At 60.8% G+C, this 16544-nt stretch carries 20 protein-coding genes; 11 read left to right on the top strand and 9 right to left on the bottom strand.

The annotated features are described in order from the left end of the window. Window position 1 precedes the first annotated feature (1 nt). On the top strand, window positions 2-2014 hold the full coding sequence (locus sS8_RS20120) for a CHAT domain-containing protein (RefSeq protein ID WP_119631324.1): 2013 nt from the start codon (window positions 2-4) through the stop codon (window positions 2012-2014). A gap of 220 nt (window positions 2015-2234) precedes the next feature. Here the strand turns inward: sS8_RS20120 and sS8_RS20115 are convergent, their stop codons facing one another. The 8 genes from sS8_RS20115 to sS8_RS20080 form a co-directional block, all read right to left on the bottom strand. Then, on the bottom strand, window positions 2235-2507 hold the full coding sequence (locus tag sS8_RS20115) for a hypothetical protein (RefSeq protein ID WP_119631323.1): 273 nt from the start codon (window positions 2505-2507) through the stop codon (window positions 2235-2237). Window positions 2508-2880: 373 nt separating this feature from the next. Beyond that, the gene (locus tag sS8_RS28290; protein ID WP_170161186.1) at window positions 2881-3018 is read right to left on the bottom strand and encodes a hypothetical protein; all 138 of its coding nucleotides are present in this window, start codon (window positions 3016-3018) and stop codon (window positions 2881-2883) included. Beyond that, window positions 3011-3205, bottom strand: coding sequence for a P-loop NTPase family protein (locus sS8_RS20110; RefSeq protein WP_119631322.1), 195 nt, complete (start codon window positions 3203-3205; stop codon window positions 3011-3013). The genes sS8_RS28290 and sS8_RS20110 overlap by 8 nt, the downstream gene beginning before the upstream one ends. Beyond that, a complete protein-coding gene (locus sS8_RS20105; protein ID WP_119631321.1) occupies window positions 3202-3510 on the bottom strand; it encodes a BrnT family toxin in 309 nt (102 codons plus the stop codon). Before sS8_RS20105 ends, sS8_RS20110 begins: the two co-directional genes overlap by 4 nt. A 27-nt stretch (window positions 3511-3537) precedes the next feature. Further along, window positions 3538-3993 (bottom strand): hypothetical protein, encoded by a 456-nt coding sequence (locus sS8_RS20100; RefSeq protein ID WP_119631320.1) that lies wholly within the window; start codon window positions 3991-3993, stop codon window positions 3538-3540. Between the two features lie 517 nt (window positions 3994-4510). After that, window positions 4511-5500 (bottom strand): methyltransferase, encoded by a 990-nt coding sequence (locus tag sS8_RS20090; protein ID WP_119632909.1) that lies wholly within the window; start codon window positions 5498-5500, stop codon window positions 4511-4513. Window positions 5501-5568: 68 nt separating this feature from the next. Continuing rightward, window positions 5569-5949: a hypothetical protein gene (locus sS8_RS20085; protein ID WP_145986624.1), complete on the bottom strand. Its 381-nt coding sequence runs from the start codon at window positions 5947-5949 to the stop codon at window positions 5569-5571. 702 nt (window positions 5950-6651) lie between these two features. Continuing rightward, window positions 6652-6957, bottom strand: coding sequence for a helix-turn-helix domain-containing protein (locus tag sS8_RS20080; RefSeq protein ID WP_119631317.1), 306 nt, complete (start codon window positions 6955-6957; stop codon window positions 6652-6654). Between the two features lie 81 nt (window positions 6958-7038). Between sS8_RS20080 and sS8_RS20075 the strand changes: the two genes are divergently transcribed. From sS8_RS20075 to sS8_RS20065, 3 genes are read left to right on the top strand one after another with little or no spacing between them, the layout of a single operon-like run. Further along, the gene (locus sS8_RS20075; protein WP_119631316.1) at window positions 7039-7290 is read left to right on the top strand and encodes a hypothetical protein; all 252 of its coding nucleotides are present in this window, start codon (window positions 7039-7041) and stop codon (window positions 7288-7290) included. Beyond that, entirely contained in the window at window positions 7277-7531 is a 255-nt protein-coding gene (locus sS8_RS20070) for a hypothetical protein (protein ID WP_119631315.1), read from the top strand. Before sS8_RS20075 ends, sS8_RS20070 begins: the two co-directional genes overlap by 14 nt. 18 nt (window positions 7532-7549) lie before the next feature. Beyond that, window positions 7550-7741: a hypothetical protein gene (locus sS8_RS20065; RefSeq protein WP_119631314.1), complete on the top strand. Its 192-nt coding sequence runs from the start codon at window positions 7550-7552 to the stop codon at window positions 7739-7741. A 348-nt stretch (window positions 7742-8089) separates the two neighbouring features. Here the strand turns inward: sS8_RS20065 and sS8_RS20060 are convergent, their stop codons facing one another. Continuing rightward, the gene (locus sS8_RS20060) at window positions 8090-9205 is read right to left on the bottom strand and encodes a lactonase family protein (protein ID WP_119631313.1); all 1116 of its coding nucleotides are present in this window, start codon (window positions 9203-9205) and stop codon (window positions 8090-8092) included. Window positions 9206-9398: 193 nt separating this feature from the next. Here sS8_RS20060 and sS8_RS20055 point away from each other — a divergent pair, with 193 nt between their 5' ends. From sS8_RS20055 to cas10, 7 genes are all read left to right on the top strand, one after another. Beyond that, a complete protein-coding gene (locus sS8_RS20055; RefSeq protein ID WP_119632908.1) occupies window positions 9399-10109 on the top strand; it encodes a response regulator transcription factor in 711 nt (236 codons plus the stop codon). Beyond that, the gene (locus tag sS8_RS20050) at window positions 10106-10939 is read left to right on the top strand and encodes a HAMP domain-containing protein (protein ID WP_232020371.1); all 834 of its coding nucleotides are present in this window, start codon (window positions 10106-10108) and stop codon (window positions 10937-10939) included. The genes sS8_RS20055 and sS8_RS20050 overlap by 4 nt, the downstream gene beginning before the upstream one ends. Next, the gene (locus sS8_RS29350) at window positions 10900-11304 is read left to right on the top strand and encodes a sensor histidine kinase (protein ID WP_232020370.1); all 405 of its coding nucleotides are present in this window, start codon (window positions 10900-10902) and stop codon (window positions 11302-11304) included. Before sS8_RS20050 ends, sS8_RS29350 begins: the two co-directional genes overlap by 40 nt. A gap of 150 nt (window positions 11305-11454) precedes the next feature. Then, window positions 11455-11826: a sensor histidine kinase gene (locus sS8_RS20045; protein WP_119631312.1), complete on the top strand. Its 372-nt coding sequence runs from the start codon at window positions 11455-11457 to the stop codon at window positions 11824-11826. A 330-nt stretch (window positions 11827-12156) separates the two neighbouring features. Beyond that, a complete protein-coding gene (gene cas6 / locus sS8_RS20040; RefSeq protein ID WP_331852294.1) occupies window positions 12157-12444 on the top strand; it encodes a CRISPR system precrRNA processing endoribonuclease RAMP protein Cas6 in 288 nt (95 codons plus the stop codon). Between the two features lie 18 nt (window positions 12445-12462). Then, window positions 12463-13536 (top strand): hypothetical protein, encoded by a 1074-nt coding sequence (locus sS8_RS20035; protein ID WP_119631310.1) that lies wholly within the window; start codon window positions 12463-12465, stop codon window positions 13534-13536. Window positions 13537-13547: 11 nt separating this feature from the next. Next, the gene (gene cas10 / locus sS8_RS20030; RefSeq protein ID WP_119631309.1) at window positions 13548-16526 is read left to right on the top strand and encodes a type III-B CRISPR-associated protein Cas10/Cmr2; all 2979 of its coding nucleotides are present in this window, start codon (window positions 13548-13550) and stop codon (window positions 16524-16526) included. Window positions 16527-16544: the final 18 nt, after the last annotated feature.

Below are 16544 nucleotides of genomic sequence, written 5' to 3'. Positions count from 1 at the left end.
CATGAACGATATCCGCAACGTCAAGCTGGAACTGCTGCGGCCGGGCCCGGCGCACAATCAATTGCTGTCGCCGCTGACCCCCTACCTCGCGCTATGCGGCGCCGACGGTCCGGCGACCGTGCACATGCCGTTCGAGCAGCGGCAACTGCTCAGCCGGCTCGAGCGCCTGCGCTACGAAATCTACGGAACCACCGTCCCCACCGCGCAACGGGAAGCCGAAGTGCGGGAAATGGGCGAGGCGATCGGCCGGGTGCTGGGGCAGGTTCCGTCGCTGCTGTCGGAGCTTTCCGATCCGCGGGGCGACGGCAGAAAACTGGTGCACCTGCGGCTTTCGCTGTCCGCCTTCGAGCTGGGCATGGTGCCTTTCGAAACCGCCATCGCGCCCGATGGGTTCCCCGGCTCGGGCTCGCCCCTGTTTCTGCAGTCGCGCACCCCGATCGTGATGACCCGCGAGGTCAGGCGCGGCCGGCCACTGCCGGTCGAATGGAACCGCCCGCCGCGCATCCTGTTCGCATTCGCTTCGCCCGGCGACATTCCGGAAGTGCCCGCGCAAGACCATTTGGAAGCCCTGCGGCGCGCGATCGAACCCTGGGTCAAGATCAAGGACACCAACAAAGAGCGCATTGCCGAGGTCAAGAAAATCCTGACGGTGCTGCCCGATGCCAGCCTGGAGGAGATTCGTGAAGCCTGCTGCGCCACCCCGTACACGCACGTGCACATCCTGGCCCACGGCGCGCCGCTCTTCGAGGCCGGCGACCGCCGCTACGGCATCCTGCTGTGTAGCGATGCCGATCCCGCGCAAGGCGACGTGGTCGACGGCGAACGCCTGGCGATCGTGCTCACGGCGCGGGACGCCTCCGGCAATACCAAGTCCCGCCCCAGCATGGTCACCCTGGCGACCTGCGATTCCGGCAATATCAATTCGGTGCTGACACCCGGAGGCAGCATCGCCCACGAACTGCACGCGGCCGGCATTCCCTGGGTCGTCGCCTCGCAATTCCCGCTCTGGATGCGGGCCTCGTCCATCGCCGCCGAGGTCATTTACAGCGGTCTCCTGAGCGGCGCCGATCCGCGCTGGGTGCTCTACGATCTGCGCCAGCGGCTGCGCACCGATTCGCCCGGCACCCATGACTGGGCCAGCATCGTCTGCTACGCCGCCGTGCCCTGGAATTTCGAGCAGCAGGTGGAGGCCTTCCGCGACGAACGCGTCCGCAAACGGTTAAACGTGAAGTTCGACCGCATCGACGAACTGGTCGGTGCCAACACGGATGGCCGGAAATCTTCCGCAATGCGCAAACCCGATCAGCGCGACGAGGAACTGAAAGCTTTATGCGCGTCGATCCGCGCCGAACTCGAGGCTTGGTGCGCCGAACCCATTACCGAGAAATCGCCCAAGAAAAAGGCAGAGCGACTCGGAATGGCCGCGGCCAGCGAAAAGCGCATCGGCATCGCCTATTTCCTGATCGCCGAGACCGATACCGGAGCTGACGAGGCGGCTCGCGAGAAGCGGACGGAAGGACTGAAAGCCTATGAGTCCGCTCGCGATCTCTATCGCGAAGTGCTGGAGATCGAACCGTCCAATCCCTGGTCGATCGCTCAATATCTCTCGATGCTGGCGACGCCGATTCTCGCCGACAGCCCCGAAGCCTGGCATTCGCTCGCGAAGGACTACGGCCTGTGGTGGGACGCCGCCCGCCAGATCTCCGAATGGCAGCTCTGCAAGACGACCGGCGAACAGCGCGCCTACGTACTGGCCACCCTGGCCGAACTCTCGCTGCTGGGGGTTGCTTATGGCGGGCAGCGATTCCGGCCCACGCAGGCGGAAAAGGACATCCGGAAATACTGCGAAGAAATGCTCCACTTGCTCGGCGCCGATGCCTTCCCGGTTCTTTCGACCCAGCGCCAGTTCAGGCGCTATCTCGAATATTGGGCGCGCGACCATTGGAACGACCTGGCCAAAGTCGCTCTGGCGGCGCTGGGGGATAATTCCAAATCGCCTTCAGCAAGGAATTGATTTTTCGTAGGATAGGTAGAGCGAAGCGAAACCCATCGATGGTGGGTTAGGCGCACACCGGCACCGGCTGACGACCAACCACTTTGCTTTGCGTGCGCCGTAACCCACCAAGCGACCTCGAACCTGTCCTGAGCCTGTCGAAGGACTAACCCGCCATCGACGGGTTTCGCTCCGCGGAATAAGTCGTTTTCCCAGTCCACGGCTTGCGGCACGATCGGGACTATCTCTCCTCGAAAATCTGCCCGGTTGCGGGAGTTTCGAACTCCGGCCATCGCTGCTCGAAACCGGGGTCATAGATCGGATCTTCACCCAAAGCCGACAACCGGCTATCGACGCAGCGCGTGAAATAAGCCTTTGCCGCGCCGCTCTCGAGGAATTTCTTCGATTCGGCCAAACACTGAGTCTGAATCGCCGCGGCCAGCTTTTGCCGCGCCGAGGGATCGGACGCACACCCGACGATCAGTCCTAACAAGGCGAAGAACACGACTCGCATAACGCCTCCAAATCCTTTTGGTTCGGACCGACTTTACCCGAAGGAAGCGCTGATTGAAAACGACTTTGCTTCGCTAACAGGGGATGGGCCGAGCATGCGAAGCCCACCGAAAACGATGCGCTTCACTCCGTTGAGCATTGTCCCCGAACCAAGACCCTAACCGCTTCCGCTACCGGACTCTCTGGAGACGGACGTCACGAAACCAAGCCGTACCCGTGGTCGTGCCGGAAAAGAAGCCGACTCGCAATGCCACGGTCGCCCGGGTATGCGGCCCCGAATGAAACTGTACCTCCCGATAGGTCCACCGATTGGTACCGAACGCCAAGCTAAGCGGCGCGATTTTCAGCGTCCGCTTGAGCTTTTTGTTAGCGTATTATTTTTTTGGATTTTCCTTTCTTTCCTCTGCTACCAAAGCAGCCCAGTTCGTAGCACCCTTCAGTTTTCCTTTATCTTTCTTCGAAACTCGGACAATTTTTTCTTTACTGGATAGATTCTTAGTATCTTTATTCATTTGAGTCATCCTTTTTCACTGGCTTAAACTTCTTAAGTTCTTCTTCAGTAGGAATATAGCTATCTGGATCATTTTCAACCTGCCGCTCTATTTCCTTATCAGACGTGTTGCCAACGTATACATGATCGGTTTTACCTCTCATTTTCTTTATCTCTTCTTTGGTGCGACGCACAATTCTTTCTTTCATGAGACTATCCTCGCTGAGAATGTTCGATTTTCATACATCTCGCGCTCCTTTTTGTTCGCTCTCCGAGCTGAAATAATTCGGATTACCTCTGCACCATCCTCATACACGCGTTCAGTATAAACAACAAAATATATGTTGAATTTAGATTGACCGATGGTCTGAAATCTCGGCTCTCCGTAGTTGTTTCGTAGATCCCTTACTTCTTGCCGCCTTGGATCATCCCATAGGTCAATCATGTCAACGAAATCAATCTTCCTCTCTCTCAAGGTCTTCAACCTTTTGTTCTCATCCCACTCGAACTCCATAATTATCTCCTTATTTCAATGTTTGGTTTACGCTAACAAAGGTTTGGTAACGATGTCGATGATGCCTTGGCCGGAGCCCCAATTCAGCAATGAAAGATTCGCGCCCACGTCGATGAATTCGCTCGTGTGCCCAACATCTTGAGTCCTGATCCACCCCGACAAACGATAAGTTCGGTTGGGCTCGATATCGACGGTCTGTATCCACCTGACGTCGTTCGGCACGTCAGCCGGTATGGAAATACCAACCTGTCCGATATTCCGGCCCTGTTGCCGAAACAGGAACAGATCCTCGGAAAAGATGAACGCATCGCGAGTCCAATCTTTCGGCAAAACGACGGAAAAGTTGGGGTTGGAGAGAAGATTCCGGGGAGGTCTTCTGATGTCGCCTTCGTCGTCGACAGCATGGACAGCGGCCGACATCAAGCCTAGCGACAGCAACAGCGCGAGGATGACCTTCCGGAAAATGTGTCGATCGGTTTTCATAATCCCTTATCTCCCTGTTCCACGTACTGATAGTCAAGAAATTAAGGCCACAGGAGCCCCCTCTCCCTTTGGGAAAGGGATGGGGTGAGGGCGATTCGAATAGCGCTTTACTTGCTTTACGCACAGTAACGACTCGGACACTCGTTCAGCGCATGTAACGCTCGGAAGCCCTCGTCCCCTACAATTCCATCCCCGTATCGAGGCAGAGGCAGTGAGCTTCAAATGCGATACGCCTTCGTTCAAAACCGAAACAAGTCTTCGACAGACAGTTAAACACCGTTGTTCCGAGACGTATACGGAATGGATCGCACCGGTTCCGCCCGAACGGGACCCAACATGCCGATCGAAAGGCTAAACACGAATCCGCGACGGCCCCACACATTTACGGAAAGCCGCGCATTCGGTTCTCGGCCGACCGCCAGCCTGAAGCCGAAATGAACGCCACGCGGTTCCGTATAGGTACAGCTGAACAGGAGCTGGCAGGTCCGGGCCGCCGCCGTACGCTTTCGTCCGCGTATCATCGTTCTGCCGCCTCGGCGACCAGCAGGCTCACAGCGCCTGCCAAGGGCTTGCGCTCCACGGTCCGCCACCCGGTTTCGCGGAGCCAAAGGCTCGCCTCCTCCTCGCTGTAGACGTCGCCTTCTCCCGTGATCACGAAAAACTCGGCGGCCATCAGCGCGGCGAAGGGCGGATCGGTATGGGTCGGATCGGTCCAGAAATCCGCCAGCAGAAGGCGGGTGCCGTCCGAAACGCGTGCGCGAATACGCCGAAGCAGATCGAGATTGCGCTCCGGCGAAAGCAAATGCAGGACATTGGCGATGAGCACGGCGTCATGGCCGGCCGGAATCGACTCCGTGAAGAAATTCCCGGCCAAAACCTCCACCCGCGGTCCGCAGGGATCGCCCGCGAGCCGCTCCCGGGCGACGGCCGCCGCGTTCGGCAACTCGAACAGGGTGGCCTCGAGCGACGGGTATGCCCCTAACAGCCTGATCAGCCATGAACCGGTCCCGCCGCCGAGGTCGAGAACACGGCGATGACGGCTGAAGTCATAGGCCGTCGGCAAGGCCGTCGCCGGAAGCGCTTGTATCGCCTCGACGCCCTCCGAAAAAATCCGCTGGCGCTCCCCGGACAGCGCCAGGGTTCCCTGCGCTTGCCCGGTTCGAATCGCCGGTTCCAGATTCATCCACATCGGGTAAGCGATATGGTTCCAGAAGCGCAGGAACGGCCGGAGATCGGTCGGCCCGTCGCCGCTCAGGAATGCCGCCGCAACCGGCCCGTTCCGATAGCGGTCGTCGTGCCGCTCGATGAGGCCCAGCACGACCAGCGCATCGGCCAGGATGCGGACGCGCGGGCGGGCAACCCCGGTGAACTCGGCCAGTTCGTCCAGGGAGGCCGGCCCCGCCGCCAGCTTGTCGAACAAGCCGATCTCGTTCGCCACGAACAAATGTTTGGCTGCCATAAAGCCGCCGGCGAGCTGGACGATGGGTTCAGGCGAGAGAGTAGTCATATCTTGGCTTTCCCGGATGGGTAGGTGGAGAGGCTCGCAATTGAACTCGGCGGCTGCCATGGGAGCGCTCAATTGCAGAGAGGAGTCGGCCGCCCGGAAGCATCCGGGCATGCGGGTTCTTGAATTCCCGAGATCGCGGAGACCTCTTTCGCGAACACGAGCGAGATGATCAATTCGCCGGGCTCGGCCTTGAACGTTTCGATCACCGCCTTGCGCGCAATGCGTCCAAGCTCGTCGACCGCGACGGCGGGTGGTTCGGCGAAGGTGACCGTCACGGCGGCCAGCGTTCCATTCTCATAGCTGGCTACCACCTGCGCCTGCTTGCCGGGCTGCTTCTCGATACTCTCTGCCGCTTGATTCAAGTGAGCGATGGTTTCCTTCATATGCCCCACCATGTCACAGGCCGACAGGGCGGCAACGACCATCAATGTCGACAACAGCCTTACCATGAACTTATGCCTCCTGGCTTCGTATCGGGACGCCCGGCTCCGAGGAATCGCGCCGGTGGGTCGAGTGTCCGCTGCGGTAAACGAGATTCCGGATTTCGGTTATTCAGAGAAAGCCGCCTCGGGAAGGGCGCTTGGCCGATGCGGCTGCAGCGGTGACTGTAGACGCTCCCGAACGGCTCGCGGGTCTGTGCGTCCCATTCGCCCCCACCGACATTCACCGGGATTAACATCCCGGATACACGGCGTCGGAATGGTGATGCATTTTCGCGAAATCCCCGGAAAAAGGGATGTAAGCGCTGGCTGATTTTTGTGTCGGCTGTGGCTTACGAGCCGTTGCGACAAGATCGGAGTCGGTTCGACGAGCGGCGGGCAAAAAGCGTATCGACCCACCGAGCTTATTCCAGATCGCTTTTAATCTGGAATTAATTCTCGTAGGGCGGGTTAGGCGCACATCAGCGCTGACCGATGACCCATCACTGCGCGTCGCGTGCGCCGTAACCCACCGGGCGACTTCCAATCGGTGGGTTACGCGGAGCCTGTCGAAGGGCCTGTCCTGAGTCCGGGCGAAGGGCTAACCCGCCAGCGATGGGTTTCGCTCCGCTCTACCCATCCTACGATGAATCTTCACTCGAATGCCGAATGGCATCAGACGATCGCGGCGAAAAACCCGAGGCTCGGCCCGGACCGGCCCTTCCCCTCTCGTCAGCGCCGCTCCGGCGGCGGCTCGGCCACTTTCAGGTGTCCGTGGGGTTCCTCGATTTCAGGACTGATCTGTCCGGCATCGGGCAGAACCTTTCCCGTGCTCAGCCAGTAGCCGTATTGCGGCCATTCGTTGGAAATCGCCTCGATATGCCAGGCGTATACCTTCTGCTTTTTGTGCTCCAGATTGCTGAGCTGGTTGGTGCCTATCCCCGTCTTCTGAGCGAACTCGTCGCGGGTCAGGCGCAAGGTCTTACGGAGCTGTTTGATTCGGTCGTTCGCGGCAAATTCGTCAAGACTGGATTTCATACTTGTACTATTTACCGTACTGTATAGAATACATGTACTGATCGCATGTTATTTCGCAATGTAACGCAACGAGGGGACATTATGGACGAACAGGCCATCCGTCAAGTGCTGTTGCTGCCGCACGTGCAGGTGATGCACCGGGAGAAGTTCGCGGAACTGGTCGGGGTCTCGCCGGGGGTGGTCGAAGGCTGGGTCGACCGGGGTCAGGTGGACAGCATCGTCATCGGCAAGCATCGATTGATCAACATGGTCAAGCTCACCCTGCGCTGCCTCGAACACGACAGCGATTTCGAGATCGAATTAAGGGAAAAAAACATCGATGCCGCCCGATGAATCGAACATTTCCCTCGACGATCTTCAGGCAGCCTGCCAGTCGATAGTGACCCGCCTGGCCGATTACGTCCGCCGCGGCGGCAATGTCGACCTGGGTTATTTGATGTACCGGAATCAGCTTCGCGGCTTCTTCCTGTTTACCGCGGGAACCGCGGGGGAATCCGTCGTCAGACACGCGGAAAATGCCCTGGACGCGGAGTACCGCCGCCTGAAGGCCAGCGGCCGGACTTCCAAGCATTGAACCTGCCCTGCCTCGAACATGGAACGAACAACCGAGAACCACCCCGCCAAACGCCCGTTGAAGCTTTCCCGTTTCTCGAGGCTTTTGGCCCGAATCGAGACCCGCGTCGTCCTCGCCGCCCTTTTGCTTGCCGGGGTCTGTATCGGCGTCGGCGGCTTGATCGCGGATCGCCTGGTCATCGTTCGCCTCCTCGCCGGAACAGGCGGTTAAAGGAGGACTTTGGACGAAACCGTTCGTTCACATGCGGCCTGGGAGACTGCTCGGTGCTAAATGTGCTCAATAGACATCGCCGAATAGGTCCGGTGCTCGGAAAGGACAAACGTCAGACCGGTATTTGTTGGGTGGGTTAGGCCGCCAGGCTGCAACCCACCGAGCCGACCTCGAATCGGTGGGTTACGCGGAGCCTGTCGAAGGGCCTGTCCTGAGCCCAGTCGAAGGGCTAACCCGCCATCGATGGGTTTCGCTTCGCTCTACCCATCGATGAATGCGCACTTGAATGCCGAATGGAATCAATCGTACGCGCGCCTAATCCACTCCGCGGCCGGGGAGCGCGGAGGTCTAGCGGACAATGAGTCCGGTAACGCCGGACGGCAGGGAGCCGAGATCATCCAGTTTCTCCAGGGTGCCCGCCTTGCGGATGCGGTATACGCCTATGCTGCGATCGCCGCCGCTGAGGGTATAAAGCATTCTGCCGTCGGACGACACGGCCAGGTCGGTGGGCCGGCTTTCCTCGGCTGCCCTGGTTTGCAGCAAAGACAGATTTCCGGCGAAATCTATGGCAAACGAGGAAATGGCGTTGGCCGGCGTGTCCGCGGTGAAGGCGATGCGTCCATTGGGTGTAGCGGCGAGCCAGCAGGCTGCGGTCTGACCGACCGCGACCGCGCCGTCGATCACCCGCACCCTTCCGTCTTCCTGCAATTCGTACGAGGATACCGTCGCCCCGCCGGGCGCGCCGCCCTGCGCCTCGGATACAAAAAATTGCCCGCGCTTGCCGAAAGCGAAGCCGAACGGCGTGGTGCCGGCGGAATCGACCACATGCCGTTCCGCCGGCGTACCGTCCTCGTTCAGAGTAAAAGTCGTAATTTTGTTGGTGGCTTTTTCGGTAACGACCAGAGCATTCCCGCCACGGTCGAAGCTGATTTGGGCAGGCGCCGTTCCTTCACCGCTCAGCTTGTGGTGTGAACCGGGCAACGGACTCAATTTACCGCGGTAGGGATCGAACCGGAAACCGAAGATGGAATCGTCTCCCGCGTTCACCACGTAAACCCGGTTGTGGGAAACCGCGACGCTGACCGGCGTCACACCGTCCTCCGAGGCGCGGTCAACGAGTTGCAGGCCGCCGTAGCGGATTCGGAATACCGAGACGTCGTTGCTGCCGGCATTGACGGCGAACAAGTACCGTTCGTTTTCGCTCAAGGCCAGCGCACCCTGGTTGCCGAGTCCGGAACCGGTGCCGGTTCCGCCGGTGGCAAACCGGCCGGCCGGTTCCATGCGTCCGCGGCCACGATGCCGAAAGGCCAGCACCTCGTTTCGGGCGGCATCGTTGGAGAGTGTGTAGACCGTGTCCGAGGGGCCGTACCATTTTCCGAGAAGGCCATCGCCGGCATCGGCAGAAACAATGTCCGGAACGAACCACGCAAAACACAACGCAAAAATCGCAAGTTTTTTCTTCATGATAGATCTCCGCAAATCGATGGGGATGAAACCGGTAACCGGCGGGCCGGCTGACCGGGGCGGCGTGATTGTGCGCGGCCGGAAATCACGAATTCATCACGAAGCGTTCAAATAAATGTGATTGGCCAGCGAACGCTGCCTTCCGCATAATCGGTGGCCGACTATTCCGTTCAAGCGAGCCTGTGAATCGGCCATGAAACGCATACTGGTGATCGAAGACGACCCGGACATCGGCGAGATGCTCCGCATCAATCTGCGGGACGAGGGATATGCGGTGGATATCGCCGCGGACGGCGCGGAAGGACTCGGCCGTCAGCGGGAATGCCGTTACGACCTGGTGGTGCTCGACTTGATGCTGCCCGGCATCGACGGCCTGGAAATTTGCCGTGAACTCCGCCGCATGCCCCATTACCAGCCGATCGTCATCATCAGCGCGAGGTCCACCGAGACCCAGCGGGTGCTGGGCCTGGAGCTGGGCGCGGACGATTATCTCGCCAAACCCTTTTCCGTTCCCGAACTGATCGCCCGGATTCGCGCCCTGTTCCGACGCATCGAGGCGATGGAGCGGCAGGTACGGGACAAAACGGGAACCATCGTTTGCGGCCGGTTGAGCGTCGACCCCGTCGGCCGCGAAGCGCGGCTGGACGACCGGCCGGTCTCGCTGACCGTGAAAGAATTCGAGCTATTGCTGTTCTTCGCCCGGAATCCGGGCAAGGCGTTTACCCGCATGGCGCTGCTGGATCAGGTCTGGGGTTATGCCCACGACGGCTACGAACACACGGTGAACTCCCATATCAACCGCTTGCGGGCGAAGATCGAACGCGACCCCGCCCGGCCCGAATTTATCCGGACGGTCTGGGGCGTCGGCTACAAATTCGCCGATTTCGGAGGGAATCGACCATGACGTTCCGGTCACTCTACAGCCGCATCGCACTCACTTTCGCCGCCCTGATCCTGCTGTTCGGCGGGCTGTGCGGGGGACTCGACCTGATCGCCGCAAAAAACCATCAGCAGGAAATCATCCAGAGGCTCAGCCGAGGACTGGCCGAGCACATCGCCGGGCACTGGCCCCTGTCGAAGGACGGCGAGTTCGACGACAAAGCCGTCCGCGAGCTTTTCCACATGCTGATGGTGGTGAATCCGAGCATCGAGCTGTACCTTCTGGACCCCGCCGGCAAAATCCTCGCCTACGACGCACCACCGGGACGGGTGCGGCTGAGCGAGGTGGCGCCGGGTCCGCTTCGAGACTTCCTCGAAGGCGCGGCTCTGCCCCTGAAAGGCGACAACCCGCGCAATCCCGAACGGCGGGAGATCTTCAGCGCCACGCCCCTGCAGAGAGGCGATCGAACCGTGGGTTATCTCTACATCGTGCTGGCCGGTGACGATTATCGGCGGCTGGCGGAGAATGTCTGGCAGGGGCACGTGTTTCAGAGCGCGGCATGGACGGGTGCGGGCGCGCTGCTCCTGACCCTGGCCGCGGGCTTGGGCCTGTTCTCGGTCATTACCCGGCGCTTGAATGCCCTGACTCGGACGATCGCCGCTTTCGACGATTCGGGTTTCTCCGGCGCCTTGAAGCTGGATCCGGCTTTACGGAAAAGTCCGGATGAAATCGGACAACTCGCCTCCGCGTTCGGCCGCATGGCCGAACGCATCGCGGCGCAGATGCAACAGATCAAGGCCCAGGACGAGGGGAGATGGTGGCCAATGTCTCCCACGATCTCCGCACGCCGCTGACGTCCATGCAGGGGTATTTGGAAACCATGCTGCGTAAATCCGATCAGCTCTCCCGCTCCGACCGGCGAAAATACCTGGAGGTTGCGGTGCGCCAGAGCCGCCGAGTGTCTCATCTGGCCCGGGACCTGTTCGAACTGGCCAAGCTCAAGTGCGAGAAAGTTCAGCCGAACTTCGAACGCTTCTCGGTGCAGGAACTGGTCCAGGATGTCGTACAAAAGTTCGAACTGAGCGCCAATAGCAGACGGGTCCGCATCACCGCCCGATTCCTCGAAACCGTCCCCCTGGTCCACGCCGACATCGGGATGATCGAGCGGGTGCTGACCGGGTGCGCGACAAGCCCCGCCGTTCAGGGCGGGGAAGGATAGCGCGGACGGCGGAGCCGTCCTATAATGGCGTTGCTGCCGACAACCAAGGCAGCCTACGGCAGGGCATGCCGGAAGTAACGCCTGTGGAGATACGAGCAGCGGTTGCGCACTCGGCCCAGGAACCCACCGAAGCGACTCAGGGGCGGCTCAATGCCGCCCCTGAGCGCCGTAGGAATCTCCGGCCTTCAGGCCGAGGAGGATGTCAACAACCTCATGGACAATGCCCTGCGACACACCCCGGAAGGCGGACGGATCGAGCTGGCCATAGCCCATGAAGGCAGCGGCAAGGTGGTGGTTCGAGTCGAGGACGATGGCACGGGAATCACCAGCGAGCACCTTCCGAGCCTGTTCGAACGAGACTCGCCGCTCCGCGGCTTGCCCCGCAAGCATTCCGGCGCCGGTCTGGGGCTACTCATCAGCAAGCGCATCCTCGAACTGCACGGCAGCACCATCGAGGCTTTCAGCGCCCGCGGCCGCGGCGCGGTCTTCACCTTCAGCCTGCCCACCGCCGCGCCGGCCTGAACAGGCTTGCGCAACCTGGGCCGCCCCGGGCTCAGGACAGGCATCGTTCACCGGCGCCATCGGTGCGGTTCGTGCCTCACCGCACCCTACGGGCCGTAGGCTGTGGTGAGCGAAGCGAACCGCATCATTCGCCGCTCAGGACAGGCATCGTCCGGAGACTTCGCAAGCTTGCCGATTCTTTTCTAAACTTGTCTTCGGTATGTAATGAACGCCCCGCAACAAAAACAAGAAGCCTCATGTCCTTCGCCCACCCACATCCATCGTTGCCTCTGGCAGTGTTCCGCTGCCATTTCGAAACCACCGAGCCGCTGCGACTGAAACGGGAGGACCATCTGGTTCACGCCCGCGCAGTTCGGTTTCGGCGATCTGTTCGGCCATCTGCTGCGGCGGTTTTCCATGCTGAGCTATTTCCACGCCGATACGCCGCTGGAGGCCGACTTCGCCGCCCTTGCCCACGGCTCGCGAACCGTGCCCGTGCATGAGCCCGAGCTCCACTGGCACGACTGGACCCGCTATTCCTCGCGCCAGCAAACCACCATGCATATGGGCGGACTGCTTGGCCGCTTCGAACTGCGCGGCGAGGACGTCGAGCCCTTCCGGCCCTATCTCCGGCATTGAGAACGAGGAAAACCAATCATGCAAAAACTGGAATTGACCGTGCGCTTCAATACGCCCGCGTTCCTGGGCAACGCCGAGCAGAACGGCCAATGGCGCACGCCGCCGTTCAAGGCGCTGCTCCGGCAGTGGTGGCGGATTGCGGTCGCAAAAGACCTCACCTACGACTGCGAAAGGTTGCGAATCGCCGAGGGTCGGTTGTTCGGCACGGCGGGTGACGGCGACTCGCGACAGAGTGCCATTCGGTTAAGGCTGGACCGGTGGGATGAAGGGAAACTTAAAAATGCGCTTTGGCCCGGCAAGGATGAAACGAAATGCACGCATCCCGAAGTTTCCGGCAAAGGCATGCCGGTTGGCGCTGAACTCTATCTCGGCTACGGCCCGCTTACTTACAACAAGGCAAGAAAGCAGACGACACTCAAGGCTGAGGCCGCGATCCAGCCCAACGAATCCGCGAAACTTTTCATAGCCTGGCCCAAGGATGAAACCGCGACGGTCGATGCCTTAAAACTCGTGCATTGGTTTGGAAGCATCGGCGGCCGGTCACGCAACGGTTGGGGTTCGCTGGCTTTCGATCACGACATCGAAAGCACAGAAATTCCCGACGCCTCCGACCCGCTGATCGGCAGAATCGCCATGCCGCTCGATCGATGTCTGACCAGAGACTGGCCTCACGCCCTCGGCCAGGACGCGCGTGGACTCATGATCTGGAAGTCGCAGCAGACCTTCGCAACTTGGCGGGACGCAATGACCGCATTGGCAAAGGCCAAAATCGGCTTCCGAACCGACCTGAAGTTCACTGCCGGGAAAAACGGACCATTCGAATCCCGCCACCTCCTTGCATATCCCGTGACAAACCATAACGTGGGGAAATTTCCGACGGAGGCACGGCTCGCCAATCAACTTCGCTTCAAAGTCGCGAGAACCGCAAACGGAAAATTCGTGGCGGTGATCTTTCATCTTCCCTGCGCGCTGCCGCATGAACTGGCGCAAAAACTCGGCCCAAGCAAACCGAGCCCGGAAAAGCAGGCCGCGATCTGGTGCCGCGTCCATGCTTGGCTCGACGCGCCCGCCTCCGGTTTTCAACGCATTTGAGGAATCGCCTTATGGAACTCACCCACTGGCACGCCAAACTGGCCGCCTGGACCCACGACCCGGCCGAAAAAGCACTGGTTCTGCTGCGCGACCCCGCCGGTCACGAGGGCGGCACCGCCGCGGCCTTACAGACGGCCATCTTCGGGCAGCCCGGCATTCCGGCCGATCTTCGGGATATCGTCGCAAAAGCCGACCGCTGGGCTTCGGCGGGCGACCGTCCCCAATGGCCGCGCGATCAAAAGGACAGCCGGTATGCCGGCTGGGCGCAGATTCGGTTCGACGAAAGCCCGGTGCTGATTCATCCCCTTTCGGGCGAACGGTACGACTTGCCGAAGCTTACCGAGATCGATGCCGAGCATATCAAGGCGGTCAGCACCGCTCATTTCAAAGAACTGGTCCAACCGGGAAACAACAATACGGTCGATGCCCGAAAAACGGCGCTTGCCTTCTGGCGTTTCGGGCCGGAACCGCCCGCATCTCAACTCGGCAAACTGTGGGATCTCCTCCCCGCCGACACCCGCGTGCCGGACCATACCATCTGGGCGCATCTCGATCTCACCGCCGCCTACGCCTCGGCTTTCCGTGCCGACCCGGACCGGAATCCCGCGTTGCTGGCGGTAAGCCTCGGCCCGGTTCAGGATTTCATCGCCCAAGCGCGCACCACGTCCGACTTGTGGGCCGGTTCGCATTTCCTGTCCCGGCTGGCCTGGGAAGCGATCAGGGTTATTTGTGAGCGTTTCGGACCGGATGCCGTGCTGTTCCCGCAACTACGCGGCGTACCTTTAGTCGATCTCTGGCTGCGGGACCAAATCGGTTTGCCGAAAGAACGGTTCGCGGACTGCGACTGGACCAAGGGACAGACAGACGCCAATCCGCTGTTCGCCGCCGCCCTCCCGAACCGATTCGTCGCGCTGATCCCGGCGGCGCAAGCCGAAAAGCTCGCGGACGACATCCAACAAGCAGTGCGCGAATTCGCCTTGGCTCAGGCCGGCCGGGCGCTCGATCTGCTGTGCCGAAAGGTGGAACGCTCCGGGCGTCCGAAAGTGGCGGAAGCGCAAATCGCCGAGCAACTCGCCGGCTTCCCGGAAGTGCATTGGGCCGCCGTGGAATGGGGTTCTCTGATCGAGGAACGGAGCGGACAGCCGCCGGCGACGGCAAAATTGGAGCAAGCCATGCGCTTGTTCCATCCGGAGGGAAACGGCAAACCCGGTTTTCTGGGTAGCGAAGCCTGGAAGTTGTTGAGCAAAGAACTGAAAGTCGAAGGTCAAACCTTTTTTGCGCCCAATCCCGGCGTGCTTTACCCAGCCGTGTACGATCTGCTGGACCGTGCCCAGGCCGCCGCGAAAGCGGTGCGGACTTTCGCCCAGTCGCCGCAGGAAGGTTACCGCTGCTCCCTTTGCGGGGAGCGGGAGTGGCTGAGCGACGAGCGCGAACTGCTGCATTTGGCGCCGGGCCGGCGCAAGGAATCCGGCAGCCTCTGGGAACGGGTGCAGGGAACCGGCCTCGCCCGCAAGGGCGAACATCTGTGCGCGCCGTGTACACTCAAACGTTTCTGGCCGAGCTTATTTGCTGAAGATATCCGCACGGCGATACAACCGGCCAAACCATTAAACCGCTATGTCGTCAGTACCCACACGATGGCGCTGGCGACAACATTTTGGAACTGGCTAAAAGGAAATTGGGGAAACAACGATGCCATGAGCCCCAATGTGCTGCGCTTCGCAAACGAGCTGACGCGCTACGAAAAGGCCGCTTTGCCCAAGAAGGTCGCCGATGAATTGCGCCGAGGCGAGTATCTCGATCCTATTCGGGCCATTACCGAACGCTTGCCGACCTATTTGGACGCGATCAAGGAATTGGATCAAGGGAGCGATTCGGGCACACGCGAACGGGCTCTCGACGAAACGATGGAAAAGGTCCTGGGCGGCAAACCCGAAACGTACTATGCCCTCATCCTCATGGACGGCGACCGCATGGGCGCATGGCTGTCGGGCCAGGGGGAGGAGGGTAAGGGCTACCTGCTGCCGTTCGAAGATACCTGGCATCCCCATATCCGCGAAGTCATCGGCCGGCGCCATCCGTCCGGCGATCTGGCCGACTACCGCAAGGCGCGGCGTCCGGTTTCTCCCGCCCGCCACATGGCCATTTCCGCCGCGCTGAACGGCTATGCATTGCACCAGGCCCGTCACATCGTCGAAGACTGCGGTAAGGGCAAGCTGATTTACGCCGGCGGCGATGATGTACTGGCGATGGTCTCGGTGGATGATCTGCTGTCGGTGATGTTCCTGCTGCGGCTCGCGTACAGCGGGGTGTTTCCCGATAACGCCACGACCGCCTGGAAATTGCTCGGCACCGAATCGTCCCGCCTCGACCTCCGGCGGGGTCATGTCCTCTACAACAACCGTCTCTACCGGGTCATGGGCCACAAGGCCACGGCCTCGATGGGCGCCGTCGTGGCCCATCATCAGGCGCCGCTCGGATACGTGCTGCGCCAGTTGCGCGAAGCGGAAAAACGCGCCAAGTCCCGGGGCGGGCGCGACGCGTTCTCGATTTCGCTGCTCAAGCGTTCGGGCGGAGCGGTCCATCTCACCTCCCCTTGGCTGGAACGGGAACCGGGCGCTCGATCGAATTGGGAAACCCTGAGCGACATCGACATCGAAACCACGCCCATGGGCCAGCTCATCCGTTTGCGCAACCGCTTCGCGGGGGAAGGCTTCTCCCGCCGCGCCGCCTATCTGACTCACGGCTGGCTGGAAAACATGCCCGCCGATCCCGAATCGCTGGCCGGCATGCTGGGCTATCAGTTCGCCCGGCAGAGCGGCGGCGATACGGTATTGGAAACGTATGGACGCAGCCTGGCCGGATTGGCGCATGCCGTCGAGCCCGGCAACCCCGCCGGCTTTATCCGCGACTTTCTCGCCGTGGCGGAATTTCTCGCCCGCGAAGGGCGTTCCAACCATTGCATGGCCGAGGACCCTGGGATGCGGTGACCGCAGGGAACCGCATCG

The organism is Methylocaldum marinum, assembly GCF_003584645.1.
Lineage (GTDB): Bacteria > Pseudomonadota > Gammaproteobacteria > Methylococcales > Methylococcaceae > Methylocaldum > Methylocaldum marinum.
Note: the sequence above shows the minus strand (reverse complement) of the source record. Positions and strands in the feature narration are given on the sequence as shown.

Bases quoted from the DNA above. Each gene is read 5' to 3' on its own strand.
- sS8_RS20120 (WP_119631324.1), top strand. From the start codon at position 2: ATGAACGATATCCGCAACGTCAAGCTGGAACTGCTGCGGCCGGGCCCG.
- sS8_RS20115 (WP_119631323.1), bottom strand. From the start codon at position 2,507: ATGCGAGTCGTGTTCTTCGCCTTGTTAGGACTGATCGTCGGGTGTGCG.
- sS8_RS28290 (WP_170161186.1), bottom strand. From the start codon at position 3,018: ATGAATAAAGATACTAAGAATCTATCCAGTAAAGAAAAAATTGTCCGA.
- sS8_RS20110 (WP_119631322.1), bottom strand. From the start codon at position 3,205: ATGAAAGAAAGAATTGTGCGTCGCACCAAAGAAGAGATAAAGAAAATG.
- sS8_RS20105 (WP_119631321.1), bottom strand. From the start codon at position 3,510: ATGGAGTTCGAGTGGGATGAGAACAAAAGGTTGAAGACCTTGAGAGAG.
- sS8_RS20100 (WP_119631320.1), bottom strand. From the start codon at position 3,993: ATGAAAACCGATCGACACATTTTCCGGAAGGTCATCCTCGCGCTGTTG.
- sS8_RS20090 (WP_119632909.1), bottom strand. From the start codon at position 5,500: ATGACTACTCTCTCGCCTGAACCCATCGTCCAGCTCGCCGGCGGCTTT.
- sS8_RS20085 (WP_145986624.1), bottom strand. From the start codon at position 5,949: ATGGTAAGGCTGTTGTCGACATTGATGGTCGTTGCCGCCCTGTCGGCC.
- sS8_RS20080 (WP_119631317.1), bottom strand. From the start codon at position 6,957: ATGAAATCCAGTCTTGACGAATTTGCCGCGAACGACCGAATCAAACAG.
- sS8_RS20075 (WP_119631316.1), top strand. From the start codon at position 7,039: ATGGACGAACAGGCCATCCGTCAAGTGCTGTTGCTGCCGCACGTGCAG.
- sS8_RS20070 (WP_119631315.1), top strand. From the start codon at position 7,277: ATGCCGCCCGATGAATCGAACATTTCCCTCGACGATCTTCAGGCAGCC.
- sS8_RS20065 (WP_119631314.1), top strand. From the start codon at position 7,550: ATGGAACGAACAACCGAGAACCACCCCGCCAAACGCCCGTTGAAGCTT.
- sS8_RS20060 (WP_119631313.1), bottom strand. From the start codon at position 9,205: ATGAAGAAAAAACTTGCGATTTTTGCGTTGTGTTTTGCGTGGTTCGTT.
- sS8_RS20055 (WP_119632908.1), top strand. From the start codon at position 9,399: ATGAAACGCATACTGGTGATCGAAGACGACCCGGACATCGGCGAGATG.
- sS8_RS20050 (WP_232020371.1), top strand. From the start codon at position 10,106: ATGACGTTCCGGTCACTCTACAGCCGCATCGCACTCACTTTCGCCGCC.
- sS8_RS29350 (WP_232020370.1), top strand. From the start codon at position 10,900: ATGGTGGCCAATGTCTCCCACGATCTCCGCACGCCGCTGACGTCCATG.
- sS8_RS20045 (WP_119631312.1), top strand. From the start codon at position 11,455: ATGCCGCCCCTGAGCGCCGTAGGAATCTCCGGCCTTCAGGCCGAGGAG.
- sS8_RS20035 (WP_119631310.1), top strand. From the start codon at position 12,463: ATGCAAAAACTGGAATTGACCGTGCGCTTCAATACGCCCGCGTTCCTG.
- cas10 (WP_119631309.1), top strand. From the start codon at position 13,548: ATGGAACTCACCCACTGGCACGCCAAACTGGCCGCCTGGACCCACGAC.